The organism is Candidatus Epulonipiscium viviparus (assembly GCF_000171335.1).
Classification (GTDB): Bacteria; Bacillota; Clostridia; order Lachnospirales; family Cellulosilyticaceae; genus Epulonipiscioides; species Epulonipiscioides viviparus.
This window is the reverse complement of record NZ_ABEQ01000048.3, coordinates 1-23,965: the sequence shown is the minus strand read 5'-3', so window position 1 is coordinate 23,965 and position 23,965 is coordinate 1. Positions and strand designations below refer to the sequence as shown.

The 23,965-nt window shown below is 34.7% G+C and carries 21 protein-coding genes; 15 read left to right on the top strand and 6 right to left on the bottom strand.

Translation table 11 applies throughout. The annotated features are described in order from the left end of the window. Positions 1-131: 131 nt before the first annotated feature. A complete protein-coding gene (gene dnaA, locus EPU_RS07830) occupies positions 132-1,469 on the bottom strand; it encodes a chromosomal replication initiator protein DnaA (RefSeq protein WP_010168198.1) in 1,338 nt (445 codons plus the stop codon). A 364-nt stretch (positions 1,470-1,833) separates the two neighbouring features. On the opposite strand from dnaA, the gene rpmH reads away from it, so the two are divergent. The 9 genes from rpmH to EPU_RS07790 are packed head-to-tail and all read left to right on the top strand — an operon-like array spanning position 1,834 to position 10,249. Continuing rightward, the gene (rpmH, locus tag EPU_RS13195) at positions 1,834-1,968 is read left to right on the top strand and encodes a 50S ribosomal protein L34 (RefSeq protein WP_083792600.1); all 135 of its coding nucleotides are present in this window, start codon (positions 1,834-1,836) and stop codon (positions 1,966-1,968) included. 43 nt (positions 1,969-2,011) lie between these two features. Next, complete coding sequence (rnpA, locus tag EPU_RS07825) at positions 2,012-2,347, top strand: ribonuclease P protein component (protein WP_010168196.1); 336 nt, start codon at positions 2,012-2,014, stop codon at positions 2,345-2,347. Next, complete coding sequence (gene yidD / locus EPU_RS07820) at positions 2,344-2,565, top strand: membrane protein insertion efficiency factor YidD (protein WP_010168194.1); 222 nt, start codon at positions 2,344-2,346, stop codon at positions 2,563-2,565. The genes rnpA and yidD overlap by 4 nt, the downstream gene beginning before the upstream one ends. A gap of 9 nt (positions 2,566-2,574) precedes the next feature. Beyond that, positions 2,575-3,798: a YidC/Oxa1 family membrane protein insertase gene (locus EPU_RS07815; RefSeq protein ID WP_010168192.1), complete on the top strand. Its 1,224-nt coding sequence runs from the start codon at positions 2,575-2,577 to the stop codon at positions 3,796-3,798. A gap of 9 nt (positions 3,799-3,807) precedes the next feature. Next, the gene (gene mnmE, locus EPU_RS07810) at positions 3,808-5,139 is read left to right on the top strand and encodes a tRNA uridine-5-carboxymethylaminomethyl(34) synthesis GTPase MnmE (RefSeq protein ID WP_010168190.1); all 1,332 of its coding nucleotides are present in this window, start codon (positions 3,808-3,810) and stop codon (positions 5,137-5,139) included. Between the two features lie 33 nt (positions 5,140-5,172). After that, the gene (gene mnmG / locus EPU_RS07805) at positions 5,173-7,080 is read left to right on the top strand and encodes a tRNA uridine-5-carboxymethylaminomethyl(34) synthesis enzyme MnmG (protein WP_010168188.1); all 1,908 of its coding nucleotides are present in this window, start codon (positions 5,173-5,175) and stop codon (positions 7,078-7,080) included. Beyond that, the gene (gene rsmG / locus EPU_RS07800) at positions 7,064-7,774 is read left to right on the top strand and encodes a 16S rRNA (guanine(527)-N(7))-methyltransferase RsmG (RefSeq protein WP_029488230.1); all 711 of its coding nucleotides are present in this window, start codon (positions 7,064-7,066) and stop codon (positions 7,772-7,774) included. Before mnmG ends, rsmG begins: the two co-directional genes overlap by 17 nt. Positions 7,775-7,792: 18 nt before the next feature. Then, entirely contained in the window at positions 7,793-9,490 is a 1,698-nt protein-coding gene (gene argS, locus EPU_RS07795) for an arginine--tRNA ligase (RefSeq protein WP_010168186.1), read from the top strand. A gap of 15 nt (positions 9,491-9,505) precedes the next feature. Next, positions 9,506-10,249, top strand: coding sequence for a class I SAM-dependent methyltransferase (locus tag EPU_RS07790; RefSeq protein ID WP_029488229.1), 744 nt, complete (start codon positions 9,506-9,508; stop codon positions 10,247-10,249). A gap of 27 nt (positions 10,250-10,276) precedes the next feature. Here the strand turns inward: EPU_RS07790 and EPU_RS07785 are convergent, their stop codons facing one another. After that, the gene (locus EPU_RS07785) at positions 10,277-11,554 is read right to left on the bottom strand and encodes an adenylosuccinate synthase (RefSeq protein WP_010168184.1); all 1,278 of its coding nucleotides are present in this window, start codon (positions 11,552-11,554) and stop codon (positions 10,277-10,279) included. 227 nt (positions 11,555-11,781) lie between these two features. Here EPU_RS07785 and EPU_RS07780 point away from each other — a divergent pair, with 227 nt between their 5' ends. From EPU_RS07780 to EPU_RS07765, 4 genes are read left to right on the top strand one after another with little or no spacing between them, the layout of a single operon-like run. Further along, positions 11,782-12,558, top strand: coding sequence for a ParA family protein (locus EPU_RS07780; protein ID WP_010168183.1), 777 nt, complete (start codon positions 11,782-11,784; stop codon positions 12,556-12,558). 45 nt (positions 12,559-12,603) lie between these two features. After that, positions 12,604-13,452 carry a ParB/RepB/Spo0J family partition protein gene (locus tag EPU_RS07775; RefSeq protein WP_010168182.1) on the top strand — a complete coding sequence of 283 codons (849 nt, stop codon included), beginning with the start codon at positions 12,604-12,606 and terminating at the stop codon, positions 13,450-13,452. Positions 13,453-13,468: 16 nt separating this feature from the next. Continuing rightward, entirely contained in the window at positions 13,469-13,951 is a 483-nt protein-coding gene (locus EPU_RS07770; RefSeq protein ID WP_010168181.1) for a DUF4446 family protein, read from the top strand. 54 nt (positions 13,952-14,005) lie between these two features. Further along, positions 14,006-15,718 (top strand): proline--tRNA ligase, encoded by a 1,713-nt coding sequence (locus EPU_RS07765; RefSeq protein WP_010168180.1) that lies wholly within the window; start codon positions 14,006-14,008, stop codon positions 15,716-15,718. 23 nt (positions 15,719-15,741) lie between these two features. On the opposite strand, the gene EPU_RS07760 is transcribed toward EPU_RS07765, so the two are convergent. Beyond that, on the bottom strand, positions 15,742-16,278 hold the full coding sequence (locus EPU_RS07760; RefSeq protein ID WP_029488228.1) for a spore maturation protein: 537 nt from the start codon (positions 16,276-16,278) through the stop codon (positions 15,742-15,744). A 3-nt stretch (positions 16,279-16,281) separates the two neighbouring features. Beyond that, the gene (locus EPU_RS07755) at positions 16,282-16,860 is read right to left on the bottom strand and encodes a nucleoside recognition domain-containing protein (protein WP_010168178.1); all 579 of its coding nucleotides are present in this window, start codon (positions 16,858-16,860) and stop codon (positions 16,282-16,284) included. Between the two features lie 255 nt (positions 16,861-17,115). On the opposite strand from EPU_RS07755, the gene EPU_RS07750 reads away from it, so the two are divergent. Then, complete coding sequence (locus tag EPU_RS07750; RefSeq protein WP_010168176.1) at positions 17,116-17,379, top strand: AbrB/MazE/SpoVT family DNA-binding domain-containing protein; 264 nt, start codon at positions 17,116-17,118, stop codon at positions 17,377-17,379. A 354-nt stretch (positions 17,380-17,733) separates the two neighbouring features. Then, positions 17,734-18,525: a pyrroline-5-carboxylate reductase gene (proC, locus tag EPU_RS07745; RefSeq protein WP_010168174.1), complete on the top strand. Its 792-nt coding sequence runs from the start codon at positions 17,734-17,736 to the stop codon at positions 18,523-18,525. 57 nt (positions 18,526-18,582) lie between these two features. Here proC and EPU_RS07740 read toward each other — a convergent pair whose 3' ends face one another. Together EPU_RS07740 and EPU_RS14055 are read right to left on the bottom strand one after the other, a co-directional pair. Then, on the bottom strand, positions 18,583-23,526 hold the full coding sequence (locus EPU_RS07740; protein ID WP_010168172.1) for a leucine-rich repeat domain-containing protein: 4,944 nt from the start codon (positions 23,524-23,526) through the stop codon (positions 18,583-18,585). Between the two features lie 72 nt (positions 23,527-23,598). After that, the coding region (locus EPU_RS14055) for a hypothetical protein (protein ID WP_010168171.1) at positions 23,599-23,965 on the bottom strand (367 nt) is incomplete at its 5' end.

Sequence of the window (23,965 nt, the reverse complement as noted above, 5' to 3'; positions counted from 1 at the left end):
GCCTGTGGATAACTTTAAAAAACCTGTGGATAACTTTTTGTATGGGTACAATTTAGGGGTTTTTAAGGCAATTTTGAAAGAAAATTCACTTTATTTGGTGGATAACTTTAAAAAACCTGTGGATAACTTTTTTATGAATGAAGAATTTTGAGTTCAAGTTGGGTGATGAAGTAAGCGAGTTGTTCATCTTCAACTAGTTCTTTGGCTATTTTATCATAACCATGTAAAATGGTGGTGTGATCTCTACCTCCAAATTGTTCAGCGATTTTTGTGAGGGACAAATTGGTTAATTTTCTACATAGATACATTGCTATTTGCCTTGGTCGTGATATAGTTCTTACTCGTTTACTTGATAAAAGTTCAGAAATAGTAATATTATAGGTCATGGCTACAATACTTTGAATATAGGAAGGAGTGATTATGGAAATAGATTCTTTTGATAATATAGTATCTTTTAAGGCTTCTTCAGTAAGTTCTAAATTTATAGTTTCGTTTGACAATGATGAAAATGCTATAATTCGATTTAGAGCTCCTTCTAGTTCTCTTATATTAGAAATAATGGTTTCCGCTATAAATTGCAATACATTCGAATCAATTGTGATATTTTCCATTTCTGCTTTTTTTTTTAGTATTGCTATGCGAGTTTCTAAATCTGGGGGTTGTAAATCGGCTATTAATCCCCATTCAAATCTAGAGCGAAGTCTAGATTCTAAAAACTCTATTTCTTTTGGTGTACGATCACTAGATATGATAATTTGCTTATTGGCTTCATAAAGAGTGTTAAATGTATGGAAAAATTCTTCTTGTGTTCTTTCTTTTCCGGCGATAAATTGAATATCATCTATTAGTAATATATCTATATTTCTATATTTATTTCTGAAGGCATTATTTTGGTCATCGCGAATTGAATTTATTAATTCATTAGTAAATTTTTCTGTAGAAGTATATAGTACTTTTAAGTTTGGATGATGCTTAAGTGTAAAGTGTGCTATTGATTGCATAAGATGTGTTTTACCCAGTCCAACCCCTCCATAGAGAAATAATGGATTATAAGATTTAGCAGGCATTTTTGCAACAGCCATTGTTGCTGCATGAGCCATTCTATTACTATTTCCAACTACAAATGAGTTAAAGGTATATTTTGGATTTAAATTAGAGGGTGCATTAAGTGGATCTTGGATAGCGATGCGATTGGTGGCAATTTTAGTTATTGATAGTGGATTGGATTCTTTTATAATAAATTCAAGATTATATTTTTTATCTAAAACAGTTACAGCACTTGTTCGAATAAGATCAAAATATCTGGTGCTTAGTATACTTTTGGATAAATCATCTTTTACGGTTATTGTTAATGTATCGTCAGAAATATTAGATAACTTTGTTTGTTTAAACCAGGTATTAAAGCTTACAGATGATGTTTCTATTTCTACTAATTTAAGTATCGAGTTCCATTTTTCATTAAAACTCAATTGGTTCCTCCTTTCTAAAATTTACTATTATAAAGTTATTCACTAACGTATAAAAGTATTGCCAATTTGTGGATTGTTTAAACAAATTTATTGATTGGCAGAACTGATAAAATTAAAATGTTTTATAAAAAATATTTACTAGTTTTAATAAAATATTTGCAAAATATAAAATGATTTGACATTTTATGGCAAAATTTCTGTTTACATAAAAGATTTTTTGAGAAAATATACTTGACTTATTGAAATGTATTGCTTATACTCAATGAGTGTGTATTATTTTTTGCATATTGATTGATTTGTGAAAGGAGGAAAAGGTAGATCTTCCTAGAAACAATAATCTAGGGCGGTTGCCTTAAATTTTTATATGAAAATGACATTTCAACCTAAAAAACGTCAACGTAGTAGAGAACATGGTTTTAGAAAAAGAATGAGAACTACRTCGGGACGTGCTGTATTAGCAAGAAGAAGAGCAAAAGGTAGAAAAAAATTATCAGCGTAAAAATGAGACCGCTTTGTGCGGTCTTGTTTCATATAGGAGCACAATGAAAACGACAGAAAAATTAAGAAAAAATACTGAGTTTAAAAAAGTATATGCTAAGGGAAAATCTTATGCTAACAAAGAACTTGTATTATATAAATTTAAAAACAATGTGCAATGTAATAGGCTTGGTATTTCAGTTAGTAAAAAAGTAGGTAATAGTGTAACAAGAAGTCGTGTAACTCGTTTAATACGAGAAAATTTTAGACTGAATGAAGAAAATTTAGTTTTAGTTGGTTTTGATATTGTAATTATTGCAAGAGAGGCCTCTTCAACTAAAAATTTTTATGAAATTAAAAATTCTCTTTATAAGCTTTTAAAAAGACAGGGGCTGTTATGAAAAAACTTGCTTTATTTTTAATTAGATTTTATCAAAAATGTATTTCGCCACACTTAGGTCCTAGATGTAGATTTTATCCTACTTGTTCTAGCTATACTTATGAGGCAATACAAATACATGGGTTTTTTAAGGGAGGATTACTTGGAACATTTAGAATCTTACGATGTAACCCATTTTGTAAAGGTGGATTTGATCCAGTACCAGAGAAAAAGAAATAGGAGGAGACGATGGATTTTATAAGTAATTTTTTTGGAGAGATTTTTAACATAATTTTTAACTTTGTTGCTGTCTTAACGCCAGTGGGGACTCTTGGTATTGCTATTATTTTATTTACGTTTTTTACTAGGTTACTACTTACTCCTCTACAAATTAAACAACAAAGAACTACAAGAGGCATGAGTAAAATTCAACCAGAAATGCAAAAGATTCAACAAAAATATGCCGGTCGTAAAGATCAACAGTCGCAATTGGCTCAATCTCAAGAAATGCAGGCTTTATATAAAAAATACAACATAAATCCGTGGGCAGGTTGTTTGCCTTTATTAATCCAATTGCCATTGATTTATGCATTGTATGCTGTACTTAGAGCTCCAAGTAAGCACATTACCAAGCTGTATGAATTATATCAACAACTTGCTGCAGCAATTGAAAGTACAATTAACAATTCAGCTACGGTTATTGCAGAAGTTATCCAACAACTTCCCTTAAGTGCAACGGCTCAGTTAGAACTAGATAAAATGGAGGGCGCTGCAAATTTAGGTGATACCATTGCTAATTTTACGACTCAGCATTGGAATGTATTACTCGAAAAAATACCAGAACTTAATGATACAATAGCGGCGTTGATAAATCAAAAAATAGATTATGAATATTTTATTTTTAACCTTGTGGATTCACCTAGTCAAATTGTAGCATCAGGAAATTATTTTGCATTTATTATTCCTTTACTTGCTGGTGCATCAACGTTTATTTTCTCAAAGATTTCTATGTCTCAATCTCAACCAGCTGCAAATAAAAATGCGAATGGGCAACCAAATCAAGCTGAAGGTATGATGAAAACTATGAATATCATTATGCCTATTATGATGGGTTCTATCTCATATACTGTACCTTATGGTTTGGCTCTTTATTGGATTGCTGGTAATTTGATCATGATGGGACAACAGGTTTTTGTTGCAAAGATTGTTAAAAAAGAAGAGGCAGAGTTGGAAGCGCGGTTAGAGGCTGAAAGAAAGGCCGAGCGAGCTGCTTTAGCTGCGAAGAGAAGTAATAAAAAGAAAAAACCAAATCAGGGTCAAAAAAAGTCGTCAACAAAAGCGATACAAGAAAAATCAACTGCTAAAAAAGCAGAAATCGCTGAAGAAGGAGTAAAAACAAAAATAGAAAAAYCAGAAAAACCAGCAGCTCCTAAAGAGCGAAAAGAAAGAAGTCAGCCTGGAAAGAAAAAGTAGGAGATTTATATGTTTTTTGATACAATAGCTGCAATCTCTACTCCTGTTGGTCAGGGTGGAATTGGAGTTATAAGAGTTAGTGGCAGTTCTGCTATTAGCATTGTTAACAAAATTTTTACTAAAAATTTAAATAATAAAAAAAGTCACACGATTCATTATGGCTATATAGTAAGTGACGGGCTTATCATTGATGAAGTTTTGGTTATGTTAATGAAAGCACCAAAAACTTTTACACGCGAAGATATTGTAGAAGTTAATTGCCATGGTGGATATGTTGTTTTAAATAGAGTATTGGAATTGTTATTGGTGAATGGAGCCCGTCTTGCGACAGCAGGCGAGTTCACCAAAAGAGCATTCCTAAATGGAAGAATAGATTTATCTCAAGTAGAGGCAATTATGGATATAATTTCTGCCAAAACAAATTTAAGTTTAGCACAAGCAACTAGTCAACTTATGGGTAATTTGTCTAAAAATATAAAAAAATATCAAAATATATTGTTAGAAATTATTGCAAGAATTGAAGTTTCGATTGATTATCCAGAATATGATGAAGCGGAGTTGATATCGGATGGATTTGAAGAGGATATCACTAGGTTGATTGCAGATTTGAAGGCAATATTAGAGACAGCCGCAACTGGTAAAATTATTCGAGAAGGGGCTGTAGTTACTATTGTAGGAAGACCTAATGTAGGTAAATCCTCATTACTGAATGCTTTGCTAGAAGAAGATAAAGCAATTGTAACTAATATAGCTGGAACTACAAGAGATATAGTCTCAGAACATTTTAGTGTGGAAGGAGTACCGTTTATTTTGCAGGATACAGCAGGTATCAGAGATACTGCAGATGCTGTAGAACGTATTGGCGTAGAAAGATCAAAGGAGGCAATAGAAAAATCAGATTTAGTTATTATGTTGTTAGATGCAACAGAAAAAATTTCGATCGAAGAAGTAGATCTTATGACTATGTTAAAAAATCGAAATACACTATTTGTTGTTAATAAAATTGATTGTGTAGATAAGTATAGTGATGATGATAAGATATTTATTTCTGCAACAACTGGTGAAGGGATAGATGAACTAAAAGCTGCAATGAAAGCGGCTGTAGTGCAAAATTTAACAATGGGGACGGCAGTGATTTCTAATATAAGGCAAAAAACTGCTTTATCATGCGCAATAGAAGCTCTTGAAAAAGTTGAAGATGCTATTAACGCTGGATTTTCAGTAGATTTTTTAGCAATTGATTTACAAGATGCTTATTCTCATTTAGGAATGATTATTGGAGAGGAAGTTAAAGAAGAAATTATTAATGGGTTGTTTGAAAGGTTCTGTCTTGGGAAATAATCTATTTATATTGTTTAGAAAGAAGTGAAAAAAATGGATTATATCGCAAATTATGTGGATGCCATCGTTATTGGAGGTGGTCATGCGGGGTGTGAAGCTGCACTAAGTTTGGCTCGCCTTGGCAAAAAAACTGTTATATTTTGTTTAAATATTGAAGCAATTGCAAAGATGCCGTGCAATCCTAATATTGGCGGAACATCAAAAGGACATCTAGTCAAAGAAATTGATGCGTTAGGCGGAGAAATGGGTAAAAATATTGATAAAACCTATATTCAGTCCAAAATGTTGAACACTTCTAAAGGACCAGCTGTTCATTCACTTAGAGCTCAAGCTGATAAAGTAGAATATCATAAAGCAATGTTGAAGGTTTTGGATGCCGAAACGAATTTGACGATAAAACAGCAAGAAGTATCAGATATTCTTATAGAAAATGCGAGAGTTATGGGGGTACGGACGATTACTGGTGCAATTTATTATGCAAAAGCAGTCGTTGTTTGTACTGGAACATACTTGAAGTCGAAAATTTTCATTGGTGAGTTTGCAGAAAATGCGGGCCCTGATGGTTTAAAAAGTTCACAAGTTTTATCAAATTCATTATTGGATAATGGAATTACTCTTAGAAGGTTTAAAACTGGTACACCTGCTAGAGTTGATAAAAGAACTATAGATTTTACTGCAATGGAAGCGCAATTGGGTGATAGCAAAGTTGTACCATTTTCGTTTTCTAATTCTGCAGCTAGTATTAAAAAAAATCAGATACAATGCTTTTTGACTTATACAAACGAGCAGACGCATCAAATTATTAGAGATAACTTGGATCGCTCTCCATTATATGGAGGTAAGATAGAAGGAGTGGGTCCTAGATATTGCCCTTCGATTGAAGATAAGGTTGTTAGATTTGCAGATAAATCTCGACATCAGATATTTATTGAGCCTGAAGGTGTGGAGACCAACGAAATGTATGTTCAGGGAATGAGCTCATCTTTGCCAGAGGAAGTGCAAATTCAGATGTTGCGTTCCGTGAGAGGATTGGAGAATGTGGAAGTGATTCGTGGAGGATATGCTATTGAATATGATTGCATTAATCCTACGTCGCTATTGCATTCGTTGGAAAATAAAGTTATATCGGGGTTGTTTTTTGCAGGGCAAATTAATGGAAGCTCTGGGTATGAAGAAGCTGCTGCACAGGGATTAGTTGCAGGAATTAATGCAGCATTAAAAATTGATGCAAAAGAGCCGTTAATTATTGATAGAGCAGAAGGCTATATTGGCGTTTTAATTGATGATTTGGTTATAAAAGGAACTAATGAACCATACAGAATGCTAACTTCTCGCGCGGAGTACAGATTGCTTTTGAGACAAGACAATGCTGATATTAGACTTATGACAAAAGGGCATGATATAGGGTTGGTACCAGATGATATATACGCAAAATTTTTGGATAAGCAAGAGGTAATAGAAGCTGAAATTGAACGCATTAAGAAGGTATTTGTAGGGACAACTGCAACAGTTCAAAGTATTTTGATGGCAAAAGGYAGTACGCCACTGACTAGTGGAATGTCCTTGCATGAATTATTAAAGCGCCCCGAGCTTGATTATAAAGATTTTGCGGCAGTAAATTTAGATGGACCAGAGTTATCTGACGAAATTATAGAGCAAATCGAAATAACGCTTAAGTATGAAGGTTATATTAAACGGCAATTGATACAGGTAGATCAATTCAAAAAATTGGAGAAAAAATTAATTCCAGAAAATTTAAAATATGAAGACATTAAGAGTTTGAGAATTGAGGCTAGGCAAAAATTACTAGAGATTAAACCTAAGTCTATAGGAGCTGCAAGTAGAATTTCTGGTGTATCTCCGGCAGATATAAGTGTGATGCTGGTATATATGGAGCAGTTAAAGAGAACTGAGAGGGCAAATGATGCATCAGTTTCTTAAAGAGAAGTCAGCGGAATTGGGAGTGGAATTGCAAGAGCTGCAGATACAACAATTRCTGCAATATAAAGATTTGCTATTGGAGTGGAATCAAAAGCTAAATTTGACTGCAATAACTAAAGAGGATGAAATCATTACAAAGCATTTTTTAGATTCGTTGTCTGTAAATATGGCAGTAGATTTATTAAAATATAAAAATTTAGTAGATGTAGGTACAGGAGCAGGATTTCCAGGGCTAGTGTTAAAGATAGCCTATCCTCATCTTAATATTGTATTAGTAGATTCGTTGAAAAAACGATTAACATTTTTAGATGCTGTGATAGAAATCTTAAAATTGAAACACGTTGTGACAGTTCATGGGCGTGCAGAAGATATCGCTAAAGATGTACAATATAGAGAAAAATTTGATATTTGTAGCCCAAGAGCAGTTTCAAATTTAGCAACATTGAGCGAATATGCTTTGCCATTTGTGCGTACAGGAGGCTATTTCATTGCCTTAAAAGGACAAAAATTAGAYGAAGAAGTGGCTCAGGCTACTAATGCAATAAAAATTTTGGGAGGAGAACTAGAACGAGTAGTGGATGTTCCAATTCCAGCAACAGACATCGTTCATAAAATAGCAGTTATCAAAAAAGTTGGATTTACTAATAAAAAATATCCTCGTAAGGCGGGAGAGCCAGCTAAAAATCCATTATAATAAGAACGGAGGAAAATCATGGAAGATTATAAAATACAATTAGCAGCAGTGCTAGCCAAAATCACAGGAATTAGCGCTGTAGAAGCTGAAGAACTTATCGAGGTGCCATCTAATAGAGATATGGGAGACTTTGCTTTTCCTTGCTTTAGATTTGCGAAGATATTAAAGAAATCACCAAATGTAATAGCTTCAGAGTTGACAGAAAAAATTGTAAAGCCACAGTTTATAGAAAGGGTAGAAAATGTTAATGCGTATATAAATTTTTATGTGGATAAGACGGTTGTGGTTCAAGCTGTACTAGACAAAGTATTGGCAGAAAAAGATGGCTATGGATTTGCTGCTAAAAAAGATAAAGGGAATATAGTAATTGACTATTCTTCTCCTAATATAGCAAAACCATTTCACATCGGGCATTTGCGATCAACAGTAATTGGCAATAGTTTATATCGAATTTTTGAAGCACTTGGATATAATTGCATTGGGATTAACCATTTGGGAGACTGGGGAACTCAATTTGGGAAGTTGATTGTTGCTTATGAAAAATATTCTACCAAAGAAGATGTAGAGCAAAAGGGGATACAGGAGTTATTGCGTATCTATGTAAAATTCCATGATGAAGCTAAAAGCGATCCCTCTCTTGAAGATTTAGCAAGAGAAAACTTTACAAAAATGGAGCAAGGTGATGCAAATGCATTGGCGCTTTGGAGATGGTTTAAAGAAATAAGCCTCAAAGAGTTTGAGAGAGTTTATAAGATGCTTGATATAAGTTTTGATAGCCTGAATGGTGAAGCTTTTTATAATGATAAGATGGATAGAGTTATAAAGGAGCTAGATGATAAAAAACTCACTAAAATTAGTGAAGGTGCGAAGATTATAGAATTGGACAATATGTCACCATGCTTGATTACCAAAAAAGATGGATCGTCTTTGTATGCAACAAGAGATATTACTGCAGCGTTATATAGAAAAGAAACTTATGACTTTAAGAAATGTATTTATGTAACAGCATTGGCTCAAAATTTACACTTTTCTCAGTTCTTTAAGGTGATTGAAAAAATGGGTTATGCATGGTCTGTAGATTTGGTTCATGTACCCTTTGGAATGGTAAGTATGGAAACGGGGTCTCTTTCGACTAGATCTGGAAATGTATTGTTGCTAGAAGAGATATTAGCAGAAGCTGTAAAGAAAACTAAGGAAATTATAGAAGAGAAAAATCCTAATCTTGAGAATAAAGAAGAAGTAGCGCAAGATGTCGGAATAGGTGCAATTATATTTGACGATATGTATAATACCATTATTAAAGATATTCAATTTTCTTGGGAAAAAGTGCTAAATTTTGATGGAGAAACAGGTCCATATGTTCAATATACTTATGCTAGAGCTAACAGTGTATTGAGAAAGAGTGGTATGGCAATTTCGGATATAGAAAATATATGCGTGGATTTGATTATAGATGAGCAAAGCGTGGCATTGGTGAAACAAATAGGAGCATTCAATAGCATGATAACTGAAGCTGCTGAAAAATATGAACCTTCAGTTATTGCAAGGTATGCTGTAAATTTGGCCAAATGCTTTAATAAATTTTATCATGATAATTCTATTTTGGTAGATGATATGAAATTGAAAAAAGCACGATTGGCTTTAGTAGTGAGTACAATGTATACGATTAAAAATGCTTTATGGTTATTAGGTATTAAAGCTCCAAAACAGATGTAAAGGAAAGTTAGTTTTATGGAATGGAATAGTAAGTTATATGATAATAGTCAGAGTTATGTGGCTGATTATGGGAAAGATTTAGTAGGATTTTTACCTGCAGATGCAAATGTATCGATTTTGGATTTAGGTTGTGGTACGGGGGATTTGACTGCAACAATATTTGAAAAATATAAAAATATTATAGGTGTTGATTTATCGAAAGAGATGTTAGAGCGAGCTAAAAGTAAGTATCCAGAAATAAAATTTCTTAATATAGATGCGACTAATATGAAGTTTAAAAATAAATTCGATGTAATTTTTTCAAATGCTGTATTGCATTGGATATTAGATCAAGAAAAATTGCACAAAAACATTTATAAAAATTTGCAAAAAGGTGGCATATTAGTRTGCGAATTTGGAGCTAATGGAAATATTGAGAAAATCTTTGAGGCTTATGGTGAAGCTTTGAAAAAGTAYGGACAAAAATTTAGTTTGCCATTTTATTTTCCAACTGCAGCGAATCATATAAAATTATTAAAAAAGTTTAAGTTTAATATAAAAACGGTATACGATTTTGATAGACCTACTATATTGCCTAATGGAGAAATTGGTTTGAGAGAATGGGTATTGCAGTTTTTCTCTGATTCCATAAATCAGTATAATGAAGATGTAAGAGAAGATATTTTGAAGAGTATGGAAAATAGTTTGAGAAATGAATTATTTGTAAGTGGAAGCTGGATAGCAGATTATAGAAGATTACGCGTTATAGCAGAAAAGTAAAGGCCACGGTAATACGTGACCTGATGTTTATAAAATTATTATATCTTCTCGCTTAGGACCTGTAGAAATCATTGTAATAGGAAAGCCTATTTTATCTTCGATAAATTTTATATAGTCTTTTGCTTCTTGAGGTAGTTCGTCATAATTTTTAACGCCTAATATATTTGTCTTAAAACCTTTTACTTTTTGGATAACAGGCTTTGCTCGAGAAAGTTTAACAGAATCTGGAAAAATAGTAGTGATTTCACCGTCAATTTCGTAGGCGACACATACAGGAATTTCATCTAGATAGGAAAGAACGTCTATMAGTGAAAATGCAACATCGGTAGTGCCTTGCAATATACATCCATATCTGGTTGCAACGCAGTCAAAATAGCCCATTCGTCTAGGTCGACCGGTTGTGGCACCATATTCTCCAGCATCTCCTCCAAGTTGTCTGAGCGTTTCGGCTTCATCACCAAAAATTTCACTTACAAATGCACCTGCTCCTACTGCAGAAGAATATGCTTTCACAACAGTAACTACTTTTTGTATAGCATGAGGTGGAATACCTGCTCCTACTGTCGCAAAGCCAGCAAGAGGAGATGATGATGTAACAAAAGGATATATCCCATTATCAGTATCTTTTAAGGCACCTAATTGACCTTCTAATAAAATGTTTTTGTTTTGCTTAATGGCATCATCTAGGAAATAGACGATGTTGTCTACCATAGGTTTTAGACGTTCGCGATAGCTTATAAGCTCATTAAAAAGTTGAATTGGATTAAGTTGCGTATGCCCATGATAGAGCGATGCGATAGTAGCATTTTTAGATTCACAAACTTTAGTTAATCGTGACATTAAAATTTCATCATCATATAGCTCGCAGACTTGAATACCAATTTTTAATGCTTTATCAGCGTAAAATGGTGCAATTCCCGATTTAGTAGAACCAAAGCTATTGCTGCCAAGGCGTTCTTCTTCTAGTTGATCAAATAAGACGTGATAAGGCATAACGATTTGAGCCCTATCCGATATTTTTATATTAGGTCTTGGAACTCCTCGTTCGAGTAAGTTGTCTAGTTCTTTGAAAAGCTGCGGCAAATTTAATGCAACTCCCTGACCAATTATATTGATAGCATTTTCTCTAAAAACCCCAGAAGGAAGTAAGTGAAGAGCAAACTTGCCATATTCATTGATTATAGTATGTCCAGCATTTGCTCCTCCTTGAAAACGAATAATAATATCTGCATCTTTGGCTAAAAGGTCCGTAATTTTCCCCTTACCTTCGTCGCCCCAGTTTCCTCCAACAATTGCACTAATCATATTTTTCTCCTTTGAATTTAATAAGATTTTAAGCTAGTATATAATAAATCCGATTTATTTTAAAGTATGTTTTAAAATATTTTTAATTTGTTTAAATTAATAAAAAATATGGCATACTAAAATATATTCATTATTGCTATAATAATATATTAAGAACCGTAGGACTATGGGGATAGATTAACTATCGACCCCGTCACTTTAATGATGAGAGATCAAGGAGGTGTTTTATGAGAAAAGTTATTTCGGTTGTCAACCAAAAAGGAGGTGTGGGAAAAACCACGACAGTAATGAATTTGGCGGCAGCGCTGGCTGTTGATGCAAGAGTATTGATGATAGATATAGATCCACAGGGAAATTCTAGTAGTGGATTAGGTGTTAATAAATTTCAGGTGAAATATACATTATATGATGTATTGACAGACAATATCGATATTGAGGATGCAATTTTAAAAGCTGAAGGCGAATCCGTTGATATTATCGCTGGAGATTATAATCTAGCTGGTCTTGATATAGAATTTATAAATTTACCTAATAAAGATCAAATATTAAAAAATAAAATGAAATCAATTTTAAAATATTATGATTATTGCCTAATTGATTGCTCACCAGGGGTAAATATCTTAAATATAAACGCTTTAAATGCATCGGATTTTATATTAATTCCTATGCAGTGTGAATATTATGCATTAGAAGGCTTAACACAAGTGATGCGCACATTTAGATTAGTTAAGGAAAATACCAATAAAAATTTAAGTATTATAGGTATTTTGTTTACCATGTATGATTGTAGAACTAATTTATCAAATGCAGTAATTAGTGAAGTTGAAGGGTATTTTAAGAATATTCCCTTTGAAACAAAAATTAATAGAAGTATTAAGCTTTGTGAAGCACCAAGTTATGGCTTGTCGTGTATTAAATATGCGGTCTCCTCTAAGGGGGCACAGCAATATCTAGCTTTGGCAGAAGAAGTGAAAGAAAGAATAAAAATGTTTGAAAATGCTTGAACGTTTAATTAAGGGGTATATAAAATGTACTAAGGGGATATGTTTATGAAAACTGCAGCATTAGGGAAAGGCTTGAAAACTTTATTTTCTGAACAGGAAGTACACTTGGAGAGTAGTGAATCTACAGAGACAAGAATAGTCAGTATAACAGATATTATATTAAATAAAAATCAACCACGAAAATTGTTTAATGAGCAAGAGATTGAGGAACTAAAGAACTCAATTATAAGACATGGTTTATTAACACCTATTTTGGTTCAAAAAGTTGATGATAAATATCAAATAATAGCTGGTGAAAGGAGATATCGTGCAGTTAAGGCAGCGGATTTAAAAGAGATTTTAGTACGTGTTATACCGCCAAAAACTGAGGAAGAAATACTAGAAATTTCTCTTATAGAAAATATCCAACGACAAGATTTAAATGCTGTAGAAATAGGAGAAGCTTTATATATTTTAACCAAAAAGTATAAATTGACCCATGAAAAAGTGGCAGAAGCTTTGAGCATCAATAGAGTATCTGTAACAAATTTTATACGATTAAATGAATTACCAGAGGAAATTAAGGAAAGCATTCGTGAGAAAAAAATTAATTTTGGTGCAGCAAAGGCTATTTTGAGAGTGGAAAGTGATGCGGATAAAATAGATGTMACGAGAAAAGCGATAGCAAATAAATGGTCAGTTAGAGATATTGAAGAATATGTGAAGAAATTAAAAACACCCAAGGTAAAAACAGAAAAAAAAGTAATGGATGTTTTTTATAAAAATATTGAGGATAAATTGAGGGTAACTTTTAATACTAAGGTTACTTTAACAAAGTTAAAAGATAAGGGCAGAATAGAAATTGAGTATTATAATGATGAGGATTTGGAAAGAATTTTAGGGGTAATACAATAAATTTTGAGGAATAAATATGCAAATATTACAGGAAATTAATATAGTAATTTATATTCTGATTATACTACAAATAATTTTTTTGGTTTTCTTAATTTTTCTAACCGCTAAATTGGACTCAATTCAACAACAGTACAAAAAATTTATGAAGCCTAATAATTTGGATATGGAAGAACTGCTAGAAAGTTATGCTGAAGATGTAAAAATTACAAAAAATGAAACTCTGCTTATAAAGCAGGTGATAGAAGAGTTAAGAGAAAAGTTTAAAACTACTTGCAGAAAAGTTAGTGTTACTAGGTATAAAGCCATTGCAGATGTAGGTTCGGATTTATCGTTTGTAATCGCATTGCTAGATGATCAAAATGATGGGGTTATACTGAACGGAATTTACTCCCGCGATGGTTCTTATACTTATGCGAAGCCTATAGTTAATGGAAAATGTAAATATAGACTTTCGGCAGAAGAAGCAGTAACTTTAGAAGAAGCTATTATGAAAGATTAGTAATTCTGGCTATAATTGTGATAACAGCTATTTAGATAAGGAAGGATTAAAGAAATGTTATTAAGTAAACTTTTAGGCGAAAGATTTAAAGAAAAGCCTCAAGAAGCAAAAAGTATAAGTCATATTTTTTTACTTAGAGGAGGTTATATAAGACAAGTGGCTAATGGTCTTTTCACCATGCTATTACCAGCTCAAAAAGTTAAAGTTAATATAGAAAAGATAATTCGTGAAGAGATGAATAAAATTGATGGTCAAGAAGTAATATTTCCTGTTGTGCTTCCTGGAGAATTATGGCAAGAATCAGGCAGATTTGAAAGTGTAGGTTCTGAGCTTTTAAGAATGAAAGATAGAACTGATAAAGACCTAGTATTGGGTATGACACATGAAGAAGCTGCAGTGCATTTGGCAAGAAGCGAAGCAAAATCTTATACTCAATATCCGTTTATGATTTATCAGATTCAAACTAAATTTAGAGATGAGGCTCGCTCAAGAGGCGGACTTATTCGTGTTCGTGAGTTTACAATGAAAGACGCATATTCATTTCATACTTCTAATGAAGATTTAGATGCGTATTATGACAAATGTTTGAAAGCATATAATGAAATTTATAGAAGAACTGGAGTTCCTGAAGTAGTGTGTGTGGAATCTGATAGTGGAATGATGGGAGGAAACGTATCCCATGAGTTTATGCTACTTGCTGACATAGGTGAAGACACAATTGTGGTGTGTGATAGCTGCGGGTATATGTCTAACATGGAAGTTGCGACAGGAAAATTAGCTGCAGTTATGAAAGAAGAAAAGGCGATAGAGAAAATACACACTCCCAAGATGAATACTATTGCAGATATTGCAAAGTACTTTGGGGTTTCTGAAGAACATACTTTGAAGGCTGCAGTATATAATGTACAAGATAAAAGTGAGCCACTAGTGATCTTTATACGAGGAGATTTGCAGGTGAACATTGCAAAGGTACAAAAAATTGTTAAGGCCGCTATTACTCCTTATGAAGATTATGAAAATTGCGATTTGGCATTTGGTTTTATTGGACCATATAAAATGAATACAGATAAAGTTACAGTGATCTATGATAAATCGCTTAAAGATGAAACTAATTTAATTTGTGGAGGTAATGAAGCAGATTATCACTATAGTGGGCTGAATATGAATAGAGATTTGTCCGCGATTGAATATGTGGATGTTGCAGAAGTTAAAGAGGGGCAATGCTGTCCAAATTGCAATGGAAAATTAACATTTAAGCGAGGCATAGAAGTCGGCAATATTTTTAAATTGGGAACTAAGTATACTGATGTTATGAAGATGACATATGTAGATCAGGATGGAAAATCTAAGACTCCTATCATGGGTTGCTATGGAATTGGAGTAGGTCGGTTGATAGCATCAGCGATAGAAGCGCATCATGATGATTATGGTCCAATTTGGCCAATTAGTATTGCTCCATGGCAAGTTCATATATGTGCCTTGAAGTCTAAAACTATGGATATCAATGCAATTGGGGCAGAAATATATGGAAAACTTAGCCAAGAATTTGAAGTAATTTTTGATGATAGAGGTGCTGCACCGGGAGTTCAATTTGCAGATGCGGATTTGCTGGGAGTGCCAGTGAGAATTGTTTTGGGAGAGAAGAATTTAAAAAATGGCAATGTAGAAATAGTAACAAGAGACAAATCTATAAAAAAATTGATTGCCAAAGAAGATGTATACGAAGAGGTTGCTGCTATTATTAGAGAATTGCAACAGAGATTGTAAAAAAGTCCCTCATAAGAAAGGGACTATATACCAAATAAAGAGACTGTTATTAAATATGATGCAATGATGCCGGCAAGTGTGGCTAGTAGAGAACCGGACAGAGTATATCTGGTATCTTTAATATTGATTGTCATAAAGTATACGCTCATTGTGTAAAAAATTGTTTCTGTGCAAGCAAACATTATAGAGACCAGTCTGCCCATAAATGAATCTGGACCATAGTTTTTAAAAATGTCTAAAATTAATCCAGTAGAAGCGGAAGAAGATACAGTTCGCATTAGGGCGATTGGCACTACTTCCGGTGGAAAATCTGTAAATGATGTAATGATTGGCGATAAAATTTTTACGATGCCATCAAGTACCCCAGAGGATCTMAGCATTCCAACTGCAACGAGTAATGCGATTAGTGTGGGTAAAATTTTGATAGCTACATTTAATCCTTCTGTGGCTCCTTCTATAAAAACTTCAAATACGTCAACTTTYTTGAARAGACCATATGAAATAATAAAAATACAGACGCTAGGAATTATGTAATCTGATATATGCATTAAAATTGACATAGATTAGTTCTCCTTTGTATGCATAAATTTAGCAAAGGCTATTGCAACGATTGTAGAGACGAGTGTGGCAATAATTGCAGGTGCTACAATTTCTGTAGAATTAGCAGAGCCATATCCGTTTCTATATGAAACCATAGTTATAGGAATTAGCTGAATTGATGAAATATTTATAATAAGAAACATACACATGGCGTTGGTGGCACGAGACTTATTTTTGTTTAACTTTTGAAGTTCAACCATGGCTAAAAGTCCAGGTGGRGTTGCTGCCCAGCCTAGGCCTAAAAAATTTGCGATCATGTTTGTTGCTATGTATTTTCTTGCGGGATGATTTTTGGGAACATCCGGAAATAAAAAGTTTAATAGAGGAGTCATTTTTTTTGAGAGTGCATTGACTAGGCCTGATTTTTCTGCAATATACATGATGCCCATCCACATGCATAAGATTCCGGTGGTATCAAAACAGATTTTCACTGCCGTAACACTGGAATTGAGCATTTCTGTTGTGACAGCATTCATTTTATTTGTTGCCATCGCAATAACTACAGAAAATATACACATAAAACTCCATAAGTAATTTAGCATAAGTGAATCCTTCCTTTCAGTGTTTATTGTAAGGTCATTTTTTGGCGGCTTGTCCTATAAATATATGCGTAACTGCAGCTAAAAATAACTAATTGAAATTTACTTCTTTTGTATTTTGTTTTGTGTAATATATTACAAATCTACAAAATAAATTAAAATTTCCAAATTTTTTACAAAAATGGATTGACAATATGTGAAAAAAAAGTTATCATCTAATGTGACCAGAAATTACCAATGGGTTGAGGAGAGAGATTTATGAAACATACAGGAATTGTAAGAAAAGTTGATGAATTAGGAAGAGTAGTTCTGCCTATAGAATTAAGAAGAAATTTGGATATAAATATAAAAGATTCATTAGAAATTTTCGTAAACGAAGAGCAAATTATTTTGAAAAAATATGTTCCTGCAGATATATTTACTGGAAGTATGGAAGATCTAATAGATTATAGAGGGAAGAAAATTTCTAAGCAAACTATAATAGAGCTTGCCAATGTTGCAGGACTTAAAATAGCAGAATAAAATATAGTTATGCAAATATACAAAAGCTTATATATATGAAACTTTTTTTTACAAAACGAAAGTTAGAAGAATTGAATATTCTTCTAGCTCTTCATATAGTAACATTAAATAGATAATGAAATAACTATAAAAGTATTAATGATAGATTATTCAAAGGCTATTTGTTTCTAATATTTAATGGTATCGCAGAAGAAGCATTGGTTATAACTGTATCTAATGAAACTTCTGCAACTACATAAACTACAGCTGGTGAAGCTCTGATTCTGGTAACAACTGTATCTGATAAAACTTCGGTTAAATTTACATAAAGTTGATAATACTATGAACAGAGACAATTGGTAAAGGAGAGTAGTTATGATAGGATTAATTGGATGTGGAAACATGGGTGCGGCAATAATAAAAGGAGCAATAGCTAATGGTGCAGTGACTCCTGCCGATGTATGTGTATATGATATTTCGAAATTGGCAATTGATAAAATGATTGAATTGGGAGTAGAGATCTGCGTAAATAATCGAGAAGTGGTAAGCGAAAGTGATGTGATAATTCTAGCGACAAAACCTCAATATATCCCAGAAGTGTTAGCGGATTTGAAAGATGTGATGAATGATAAAGCACTGATTTCGATAGCCGCCGGAATTACAACTAAAGATTTAAAAGAAATGACAAACTCAGTGAGAATATTAAGAGTGATGCCAAATACTCCGGCCTTGGTTGGTGAAGGAGCTGCCGCATTTTCATTAGCGACGGATTTTACGAAAGAAGAGAAGGCATTAGCGGGAGGATTGTTTGCCGCTATCGGAACAATAGAGTGGATTGCCGAAGAATTGATGGATGTAATTTCTGGGTTTAGTGGAGCGGGACCGGCCTATGTTGCAATGATTTTGGAAGCAATGAGTGATGCTGCAGTAAAGCAAGGGTTGCCTCGAGTAACTGCATATAGATTGGCAGCGCAAACATTGCTAGGCAGTGCAAAATTGTTTATGGAATCAGGGATGAATCCTAGTCAAATGAAAGATATGGTAACATCTCCGGGAGGAGTGACGATTGTAGGTGTTGAAGCACTAGAACGAGGAGGTTTGAGGTACGCAATAATGAATTGTATTGATGCCGCAACAGAAAAAGCAATGCAAATGAGACCCAAATAATATCTGTATTATATAAAAAATATTAAAGCCCATTCTGTATCGAGAAGGGCTTTTTTATTAATCACAAGGAAACAGAGCTACTAAAGGGTACCAATAATCATGGTCGGCAGTAATAGTGGTAGCTGCTGTAATATCTATTTCTCTATCATCAATGTATTTTAAAGTGGACGGCAAAGTAATAGAATATAAATTGAAACACTGAAAAAATATATTACTATGAAGTCTTGTGACTCCCTCTGGAATGGATACAGATACTAAGGCGTGGCACTTACCAAAAGCATAAGACTCTATGTCTCGTATTGAACTAGGCAAATTTAGAACCGCTAAATTAATGCAGTTAAAGAAAGCACCTTCACCAATAGTAACTATATTATCGGGAATTGTTAATTCAGTGATAGAAGAACAGCGAATGAATGCGCGCGTTGCAATATAGGACATATTTTTTGAAAAGTATATGCTACGCAAGTTAATGCAATCAGCAAACGCTTGATCTCCGATGTCAGTAACATTATCCGATATTTCAACATGAGTGATTTCAGGGCAATCCCAAAATACTGAATCACTGATTAAAACAACATTCTTTGGAATTACAACGGAGCTTTGATCTCCGCGGTATTTAAGCAATACTCCTGCATTATTAAGTTCGAAAATTTTGGAATCAACTGTACTTTCAAAAGCTGGGGTTGTAGCGACCGGAATTGTAGAAACTGTATTTTCAGAAGCTGTACTTGTAGAAGCTGGAATTCTAGAAGCTGGGGTTGTAGCGACCGGAATCCTAGAAGCTGTATTTTCAGAAGCTGAGGTTGTAGCAACAGAAATTCTAGATGCTGTACTTTCAGAAGCTGATGTTGTAGCAACAGGAATCCTAGAAGCTGTATTTTCAGAAGCTGAGGTTGTAGCAACAGGAATTCTAGAAGCTGTACTTTCAGAAGCTGATGTTGTAGCAACAGGAATTCTAGAAGCTGTACTTTCAGAAGCTGATGTTGTAGCAACAGGAATTCTAGAAGCTGTATTGGCAGAATTTGGGATTTCAGCAACATGAATCGTAGAAGCTAGATTTTCAGAAGCTGAGGTTGTAGCAACAGGAATTCTAGAAGTTGTATTTTCAGAAGCTGATGTTGTAGCAACAGGAATCGCAGAGGCTGTACTTTCAGAAGCTGATGTTGTAGCAACAGGAATCCTAGAAGCTGTACTTTCAGAAGCTGAGGTTGTAGCAACAGGAATTCTAGAAGCTGTATTTTCAGAAGCTGAGGTTGTAGCAACAGGAATCGCAGAGGCTGTACTTTCAGAAGCTGAGGTTGTAGCAACAGGAATCCTAGAAGCTGTACTTTCAGAAGCTGAAGTTGTAGCAACAGGAATCGCAGAAGCTGGATTTGCGGAAGCTGATGTTGTAGCAACAGGAATCGCAGAAGCTGGATTTGCGGAAGCTGATGTTGTAGCAACAGGAATCGCAGAAGCTGGATTTGCGGAAGCTGATGTTGTAGCAACAGGAATCGCAGAAGCTGGATTTGCGGAAGCTGATGTTGTAGCAACAGGAATTCTAGAAGCTGTACTTTCAGAAGCTGGGGTTGTAGCAACAGGAATCCTAGAAGCTGTATTCTCAGAAGCTGGGGTTGTAGCAACAGGAATTCTAGAAGCTATATTCTCAGAAGCTGGGGTTGTAGCAACAGGAATTCTAGAAGCTGTATTTTCAGAAGCTGATGTTGTAGCAACAGGAATCCTAGAAGCTGTACTTTCAGAAGCTGAGGTTGTAGCAACAGGAATTCTAGAAGCTATATTCTCAGAAGCTGATGTTGTAGCAACAGGAATCGCAGAGGCTGTACTTTCAGAAGCTGGGGTTGTAGCAACAGGAATTCTAGAAGCTGAAGTTGTAGCAACAGGAATCCTAGAGGCTATACTTTCAGAAGGTGAGTTGTTAGCAACAGGAATCCTAGAAGCTGTACTTTCAGAAGCTGATGTTGTAGCAACAGGAATTCTAAAAGCTGTATTTTCAGAAGCTGATGTTGTAGCAACAGGAATTCTAGAAGCTGTATTTTCAGAAGCTGATGTTGTAGCAACAGGAATTCTAGAAGCTGTATTTTCAGAAGCTGAGGTTGTAGCAACTGGAATAGTAGAAATTGTATTTTCAGAAGCTAGGGTTGTAGCAACAGGAATTCTAGAAGCTGTATTTTCAGAAGCTGATGTTGTAGCAACAGGAATTCTAGAAGCTGTACTTTCAGAAGCTGAGATTGTAGTAACCCGAATCGTAGAAGCTGTATTGGCAGAATTTGGGATTTCAGCAACATGAATCGTAGAAGCTAGATTTTCAGAAGCTGATGTTGTAGCAACAGGAATCCTAGAAGCTGTACTTTCAGAAGCTGAGGTTGTAGCAACAGGAATCCTAGAAGCTGTATTTTCAGAAGCTGATGTTGTAGCAACAGGAATCCTAGAAGCTGTACTTTCGGAAGCTGATGTTGTAGCAACAGGAATCCTAGAAGCTGTACTTTCAGAAGCTGATGTTGTAGCAACAGGAATTCTAAAAGCTGTATTTTCAGAAGCTGATGTTGTAGCAACAGGAATTCTAGAAGCTGTATTTTCAGAAGCTGAGGTTGTAGCAACAGGAATTCTAGAAGCTGTATTTTCAGAAGCTGAGGTTGTAGCAACTGGAATAGTAGAAATTGTATTTTCAGAAGCTAGGGTTGTAGCAACAGGAATTCTAGAAGCTGTATTTTCAGAAGCTGATGTTGTAGCAACAGGAATTCTAGAAGCTGTACTTTCAGAAGCTGAGATTGTAGTAACCCGAATCGTAGAAGCTGTATTGGCAGAATTTGGGATTTCAGCAACATGAATTCTAGAAGCTGTATTTTCAGAAGCTGGGGTTGTAGCAACAGAAATTCTAGAAGCTATGTTCTCAGAAGCTGAGGTTGTAGCAACAGGAATCCTAGAAGCTGTACTTTCAGAAGCTGAGGTTGTAGCAACAGGAATCCTAGAAGCTGCACTTTCAGAAGCTGATGTTGTAGCAACAGGAATTCTAGAAGCTATATTTTCAGAAGCTGGGGTTGTAGCAACAGGAATCGCAGAAGCTGTATTTTCAGAAGCTGATGTTGTAGCAACAGGAATCCTAGAAGCTATATTTTCAGAAGCTGAGGTTGTAGCAACAGGAATTCTAGAAGCTGTACTTTCAGAAGCTGGGGTTGTAGCAACAGGAATTCTAGAAGCTGTATTTTCAGAAGCTGATGTTGTAGCAACAGGAATCCTAGAAGCTGTATTCTCAGAAGCTGATGTTGTAGCAACAGGAATCCTAGAAGCTGTACTTTCAGAAGCTGAGGTTGTAGCAACAGGAATTCTAGAAGCTGTACTTTCAGAAGCTGAGGTTGTAGCAACAGGAATTCTAGAAGCTGTACTTTCAGAAGCTGATGTTGTAGCAACAGGAATCCTAGAAGCTGTATTTTCAGAAGCTGAAGTTGTAGCAACAGGAATTCTAGAAGCTGTACTTTCAGAAGCTGAGGTTGTAGCAACAGGAATCCTAGAAGCTGTACTTTCAGAAGCTGAAGTTGTAGCAACAGGAATCCTAGAAGCTGTACTTTCAGAAGCTGAGGTTGTAGCAACAGGAATTCTAGAAGCTGTACTTTCAGAAGCTGAGGTTGTAGCAACAGGAATCGCAGAAGCTGTATTTTCAGAAGCTGGGGTTGTAGCAACAGGAATCCTAGAGGCTATACTTTCAGAAGCTGATGTTGTAGCAACAGGAATTCTAGAAGCTGTACTTTCAGAAGCTGGGGTTGTAGCAACAGGAATTCCAGAAGCTATATTCTCAGAAGCTGATGTTGTAGCAACAGGAATTCTAGAAGCTATATTGGCAGAATTTGGGATTTCAGCAACATGAATCGTAGAAGCTAGATTTTCAGAAGCTGAGGTTGTAGCAACAGGAATTCTAGAAGCTATATTTTCAGAAGCTGATGTTGTAGCAACAGGAATTCTAGAAGCTATATTTTCAGAAGCTGATGTTGTAGCAACAGGAATCCTAGAAGCTGTATTTTCAGAAGCTGAAGTTGTAGCAACAGGAATCCTAGAAGCTGTACTTTCAGAAGCTGATGTTGTAGCAACAGGAATCCTAGAAGCTGTACTTTCAGAAGGTGAGTTGTTAGCAACAGGAATCCTAGAAGCTGTATTTTCAGAAGCTGGGGTTGTAGCAACAGGAATTCTAGAAGCTAGATTTTCAGAAGCTGAGGTTGTAGCAACAGGAATCCTAGAAGCTGTACTTTCAGAAGCTGAGGTTGTAGCAACAGGAATCCTAGAAGCTGTACTTTCAGAAGCTGAGGTTGTAGCAACAGGAATCCTAGAAGCTGTACTTTCAGAAGCTGGGGTTGCAGCAACATGAATCGTAGAAGCTAGATTTTCAGAAGCTGATGTTGTAGCAACAGGAATTCTAGAAGCTGTATTTTCAGAAGCTGGGGTTGTAGCAACAGGAATTCTAGAAGTTGTATTCTCAGAAGCTGGGGTTGTAGCAACAGGAATTCTAGAAGCTAGATTTTCAGAAGCTGATGTTGTAGCAACAGGAATCCTAGAAGCTGTATTTTCAGAAGCTGAGGTTGTAGCAACAGGAATCCTAGAAGCTATATTTTCAGAAGCTGATGTTGTAGCAACAGGAATTCGAGAAGCTGTACTTTCAGAAGCTGGGGTTGTAGCAACAGGAATCCTAGAAGCTGTACTTTCAGAAGCTGATGTTGTAGCAACAGGAATTCTAGAAGCTGGGGTTGTAGCAACAGGAATCGCAGAAGCTGTATTTTCAGAAGCTGGGGTTGTAGCAACAGGAATCGCAGAAGCTGGATTTGCGGAAGCTGAGGTTGTAGCTTCTTGATTAGCAAGGGCTTTATTGGCAGTAATGCGATTGAGTTTTGCTAACAGATGTTCAAAGGTTGAAGCAACAGCGTCAATTTTGATATTATTTATAATATAAGTTACTAACTTTTGTAACTGCTCTTTATTAACAGTGGTATATTTGATTTTAAAATTATTTGTCATATTTTATCCTTTTTTTGTTATAATTTATAAAGCAATAATAACAAAATTTTCCAAAAAAGTAAAGTATAAAAATTAAAAAAGAGTAAGTTTATCAAAATTAGCCAGTGAAATAGATAAATCATTATTCAAAATAAAAATCCCTTCCTTTAGGTCTAAATTGTCAATATTCTGTATTGCAAAAAGAACTTGATGATTATAACTTTCTATAAAATGTAATTCACCAGGGATGTACGAAGATTTTACAATGTTGTTGAAAGTATTGTCATATACGCATAAAAAAATGTCGTGATCCTTTTCTTCGGTAAAAACAATGTATCGCTCTGATAAGAAAAGACAATCTAAAATATTACCAGATACTATTGGTTTAGGGGAGCGATAATAGTCATGGACATAATATAGAGTGGATATATCATTGTTTTTCTCAATAAATATGAAATTG

What these genes read in the sequence shown, in the direction of transcription:
- rnpA (WP_010168196.1), top strand. Translation starts at nt 2,012, where the DNA reads ATGAAAACGACAGAAAAATTAAGAAAAAATACTGAGTTTAAAAAAGTA.
- yidD (WP_010168194.1), top strand. Translation starts at nt 2,344, where the DNA reads ATGAAAAAACTTGCTTTATTTTTAATTAGATTTTATCAAAAATGTATT.
- mnmE (WP_010168190.1), top strand. Translation starts at nt 3,808, where the DNA reads ATGTTTTTTGATACAATAGCTGCAATCTCTACTCCTGTTGGTCAGGGT.
- argS (WP_010168186.1), top strand. Translation starts at nt 7,793, where the DNA reads ATGGAAGATTATAAAATACAATTAGCAGCAGTGCTAGCCAAAATCACA.
- EPU_RS07780 (WP_010168183.1), top strand. Translation starts at nt 11,782, where the DNA reads ATGAGAAAAGTTATTTCGGTTGTCAACCAAAAAGGAGGTGTGGGAAAA.
- EPU_RS07770 (WP_010168181.1), top strand. Translation starts at nt 13,469, where the DNA reads ATGCAAATATTACAGGAAATTAATATAGTAATTTATATTCTGATTATA.
- EPU_RS07765 (WP_010168180.1), top strand. Translation starts at nt 14,006, where the DNA reads ATGTTATTAAGTAAACTTTTAGGCGAAAGATTTAAAGAAAAGCCTCAA.
- EPU_RS07750 (WP_010168176.1), top strand. Translation starts at nt 17,116, where the DNA reads ATGAAACATACAGGAATTGTAAGAAAAGTTGATGAATTAGGAAGAGTA.
- proC (WP_010168174.1), top strand. Translation starts at nt 17,734, where the DNA reads ATGATAGGATTAATTGGATGTGGAAACATGGGTGCGGCAATAATAAAA.
- EPU_RS07740 (WP_010168172.1), bottom strand. Translation starts at nt 23,526, where the DNA reads ATGACAAATAATTTTAAAATCAAATATACCACTGTTAATAAAGAGCAG.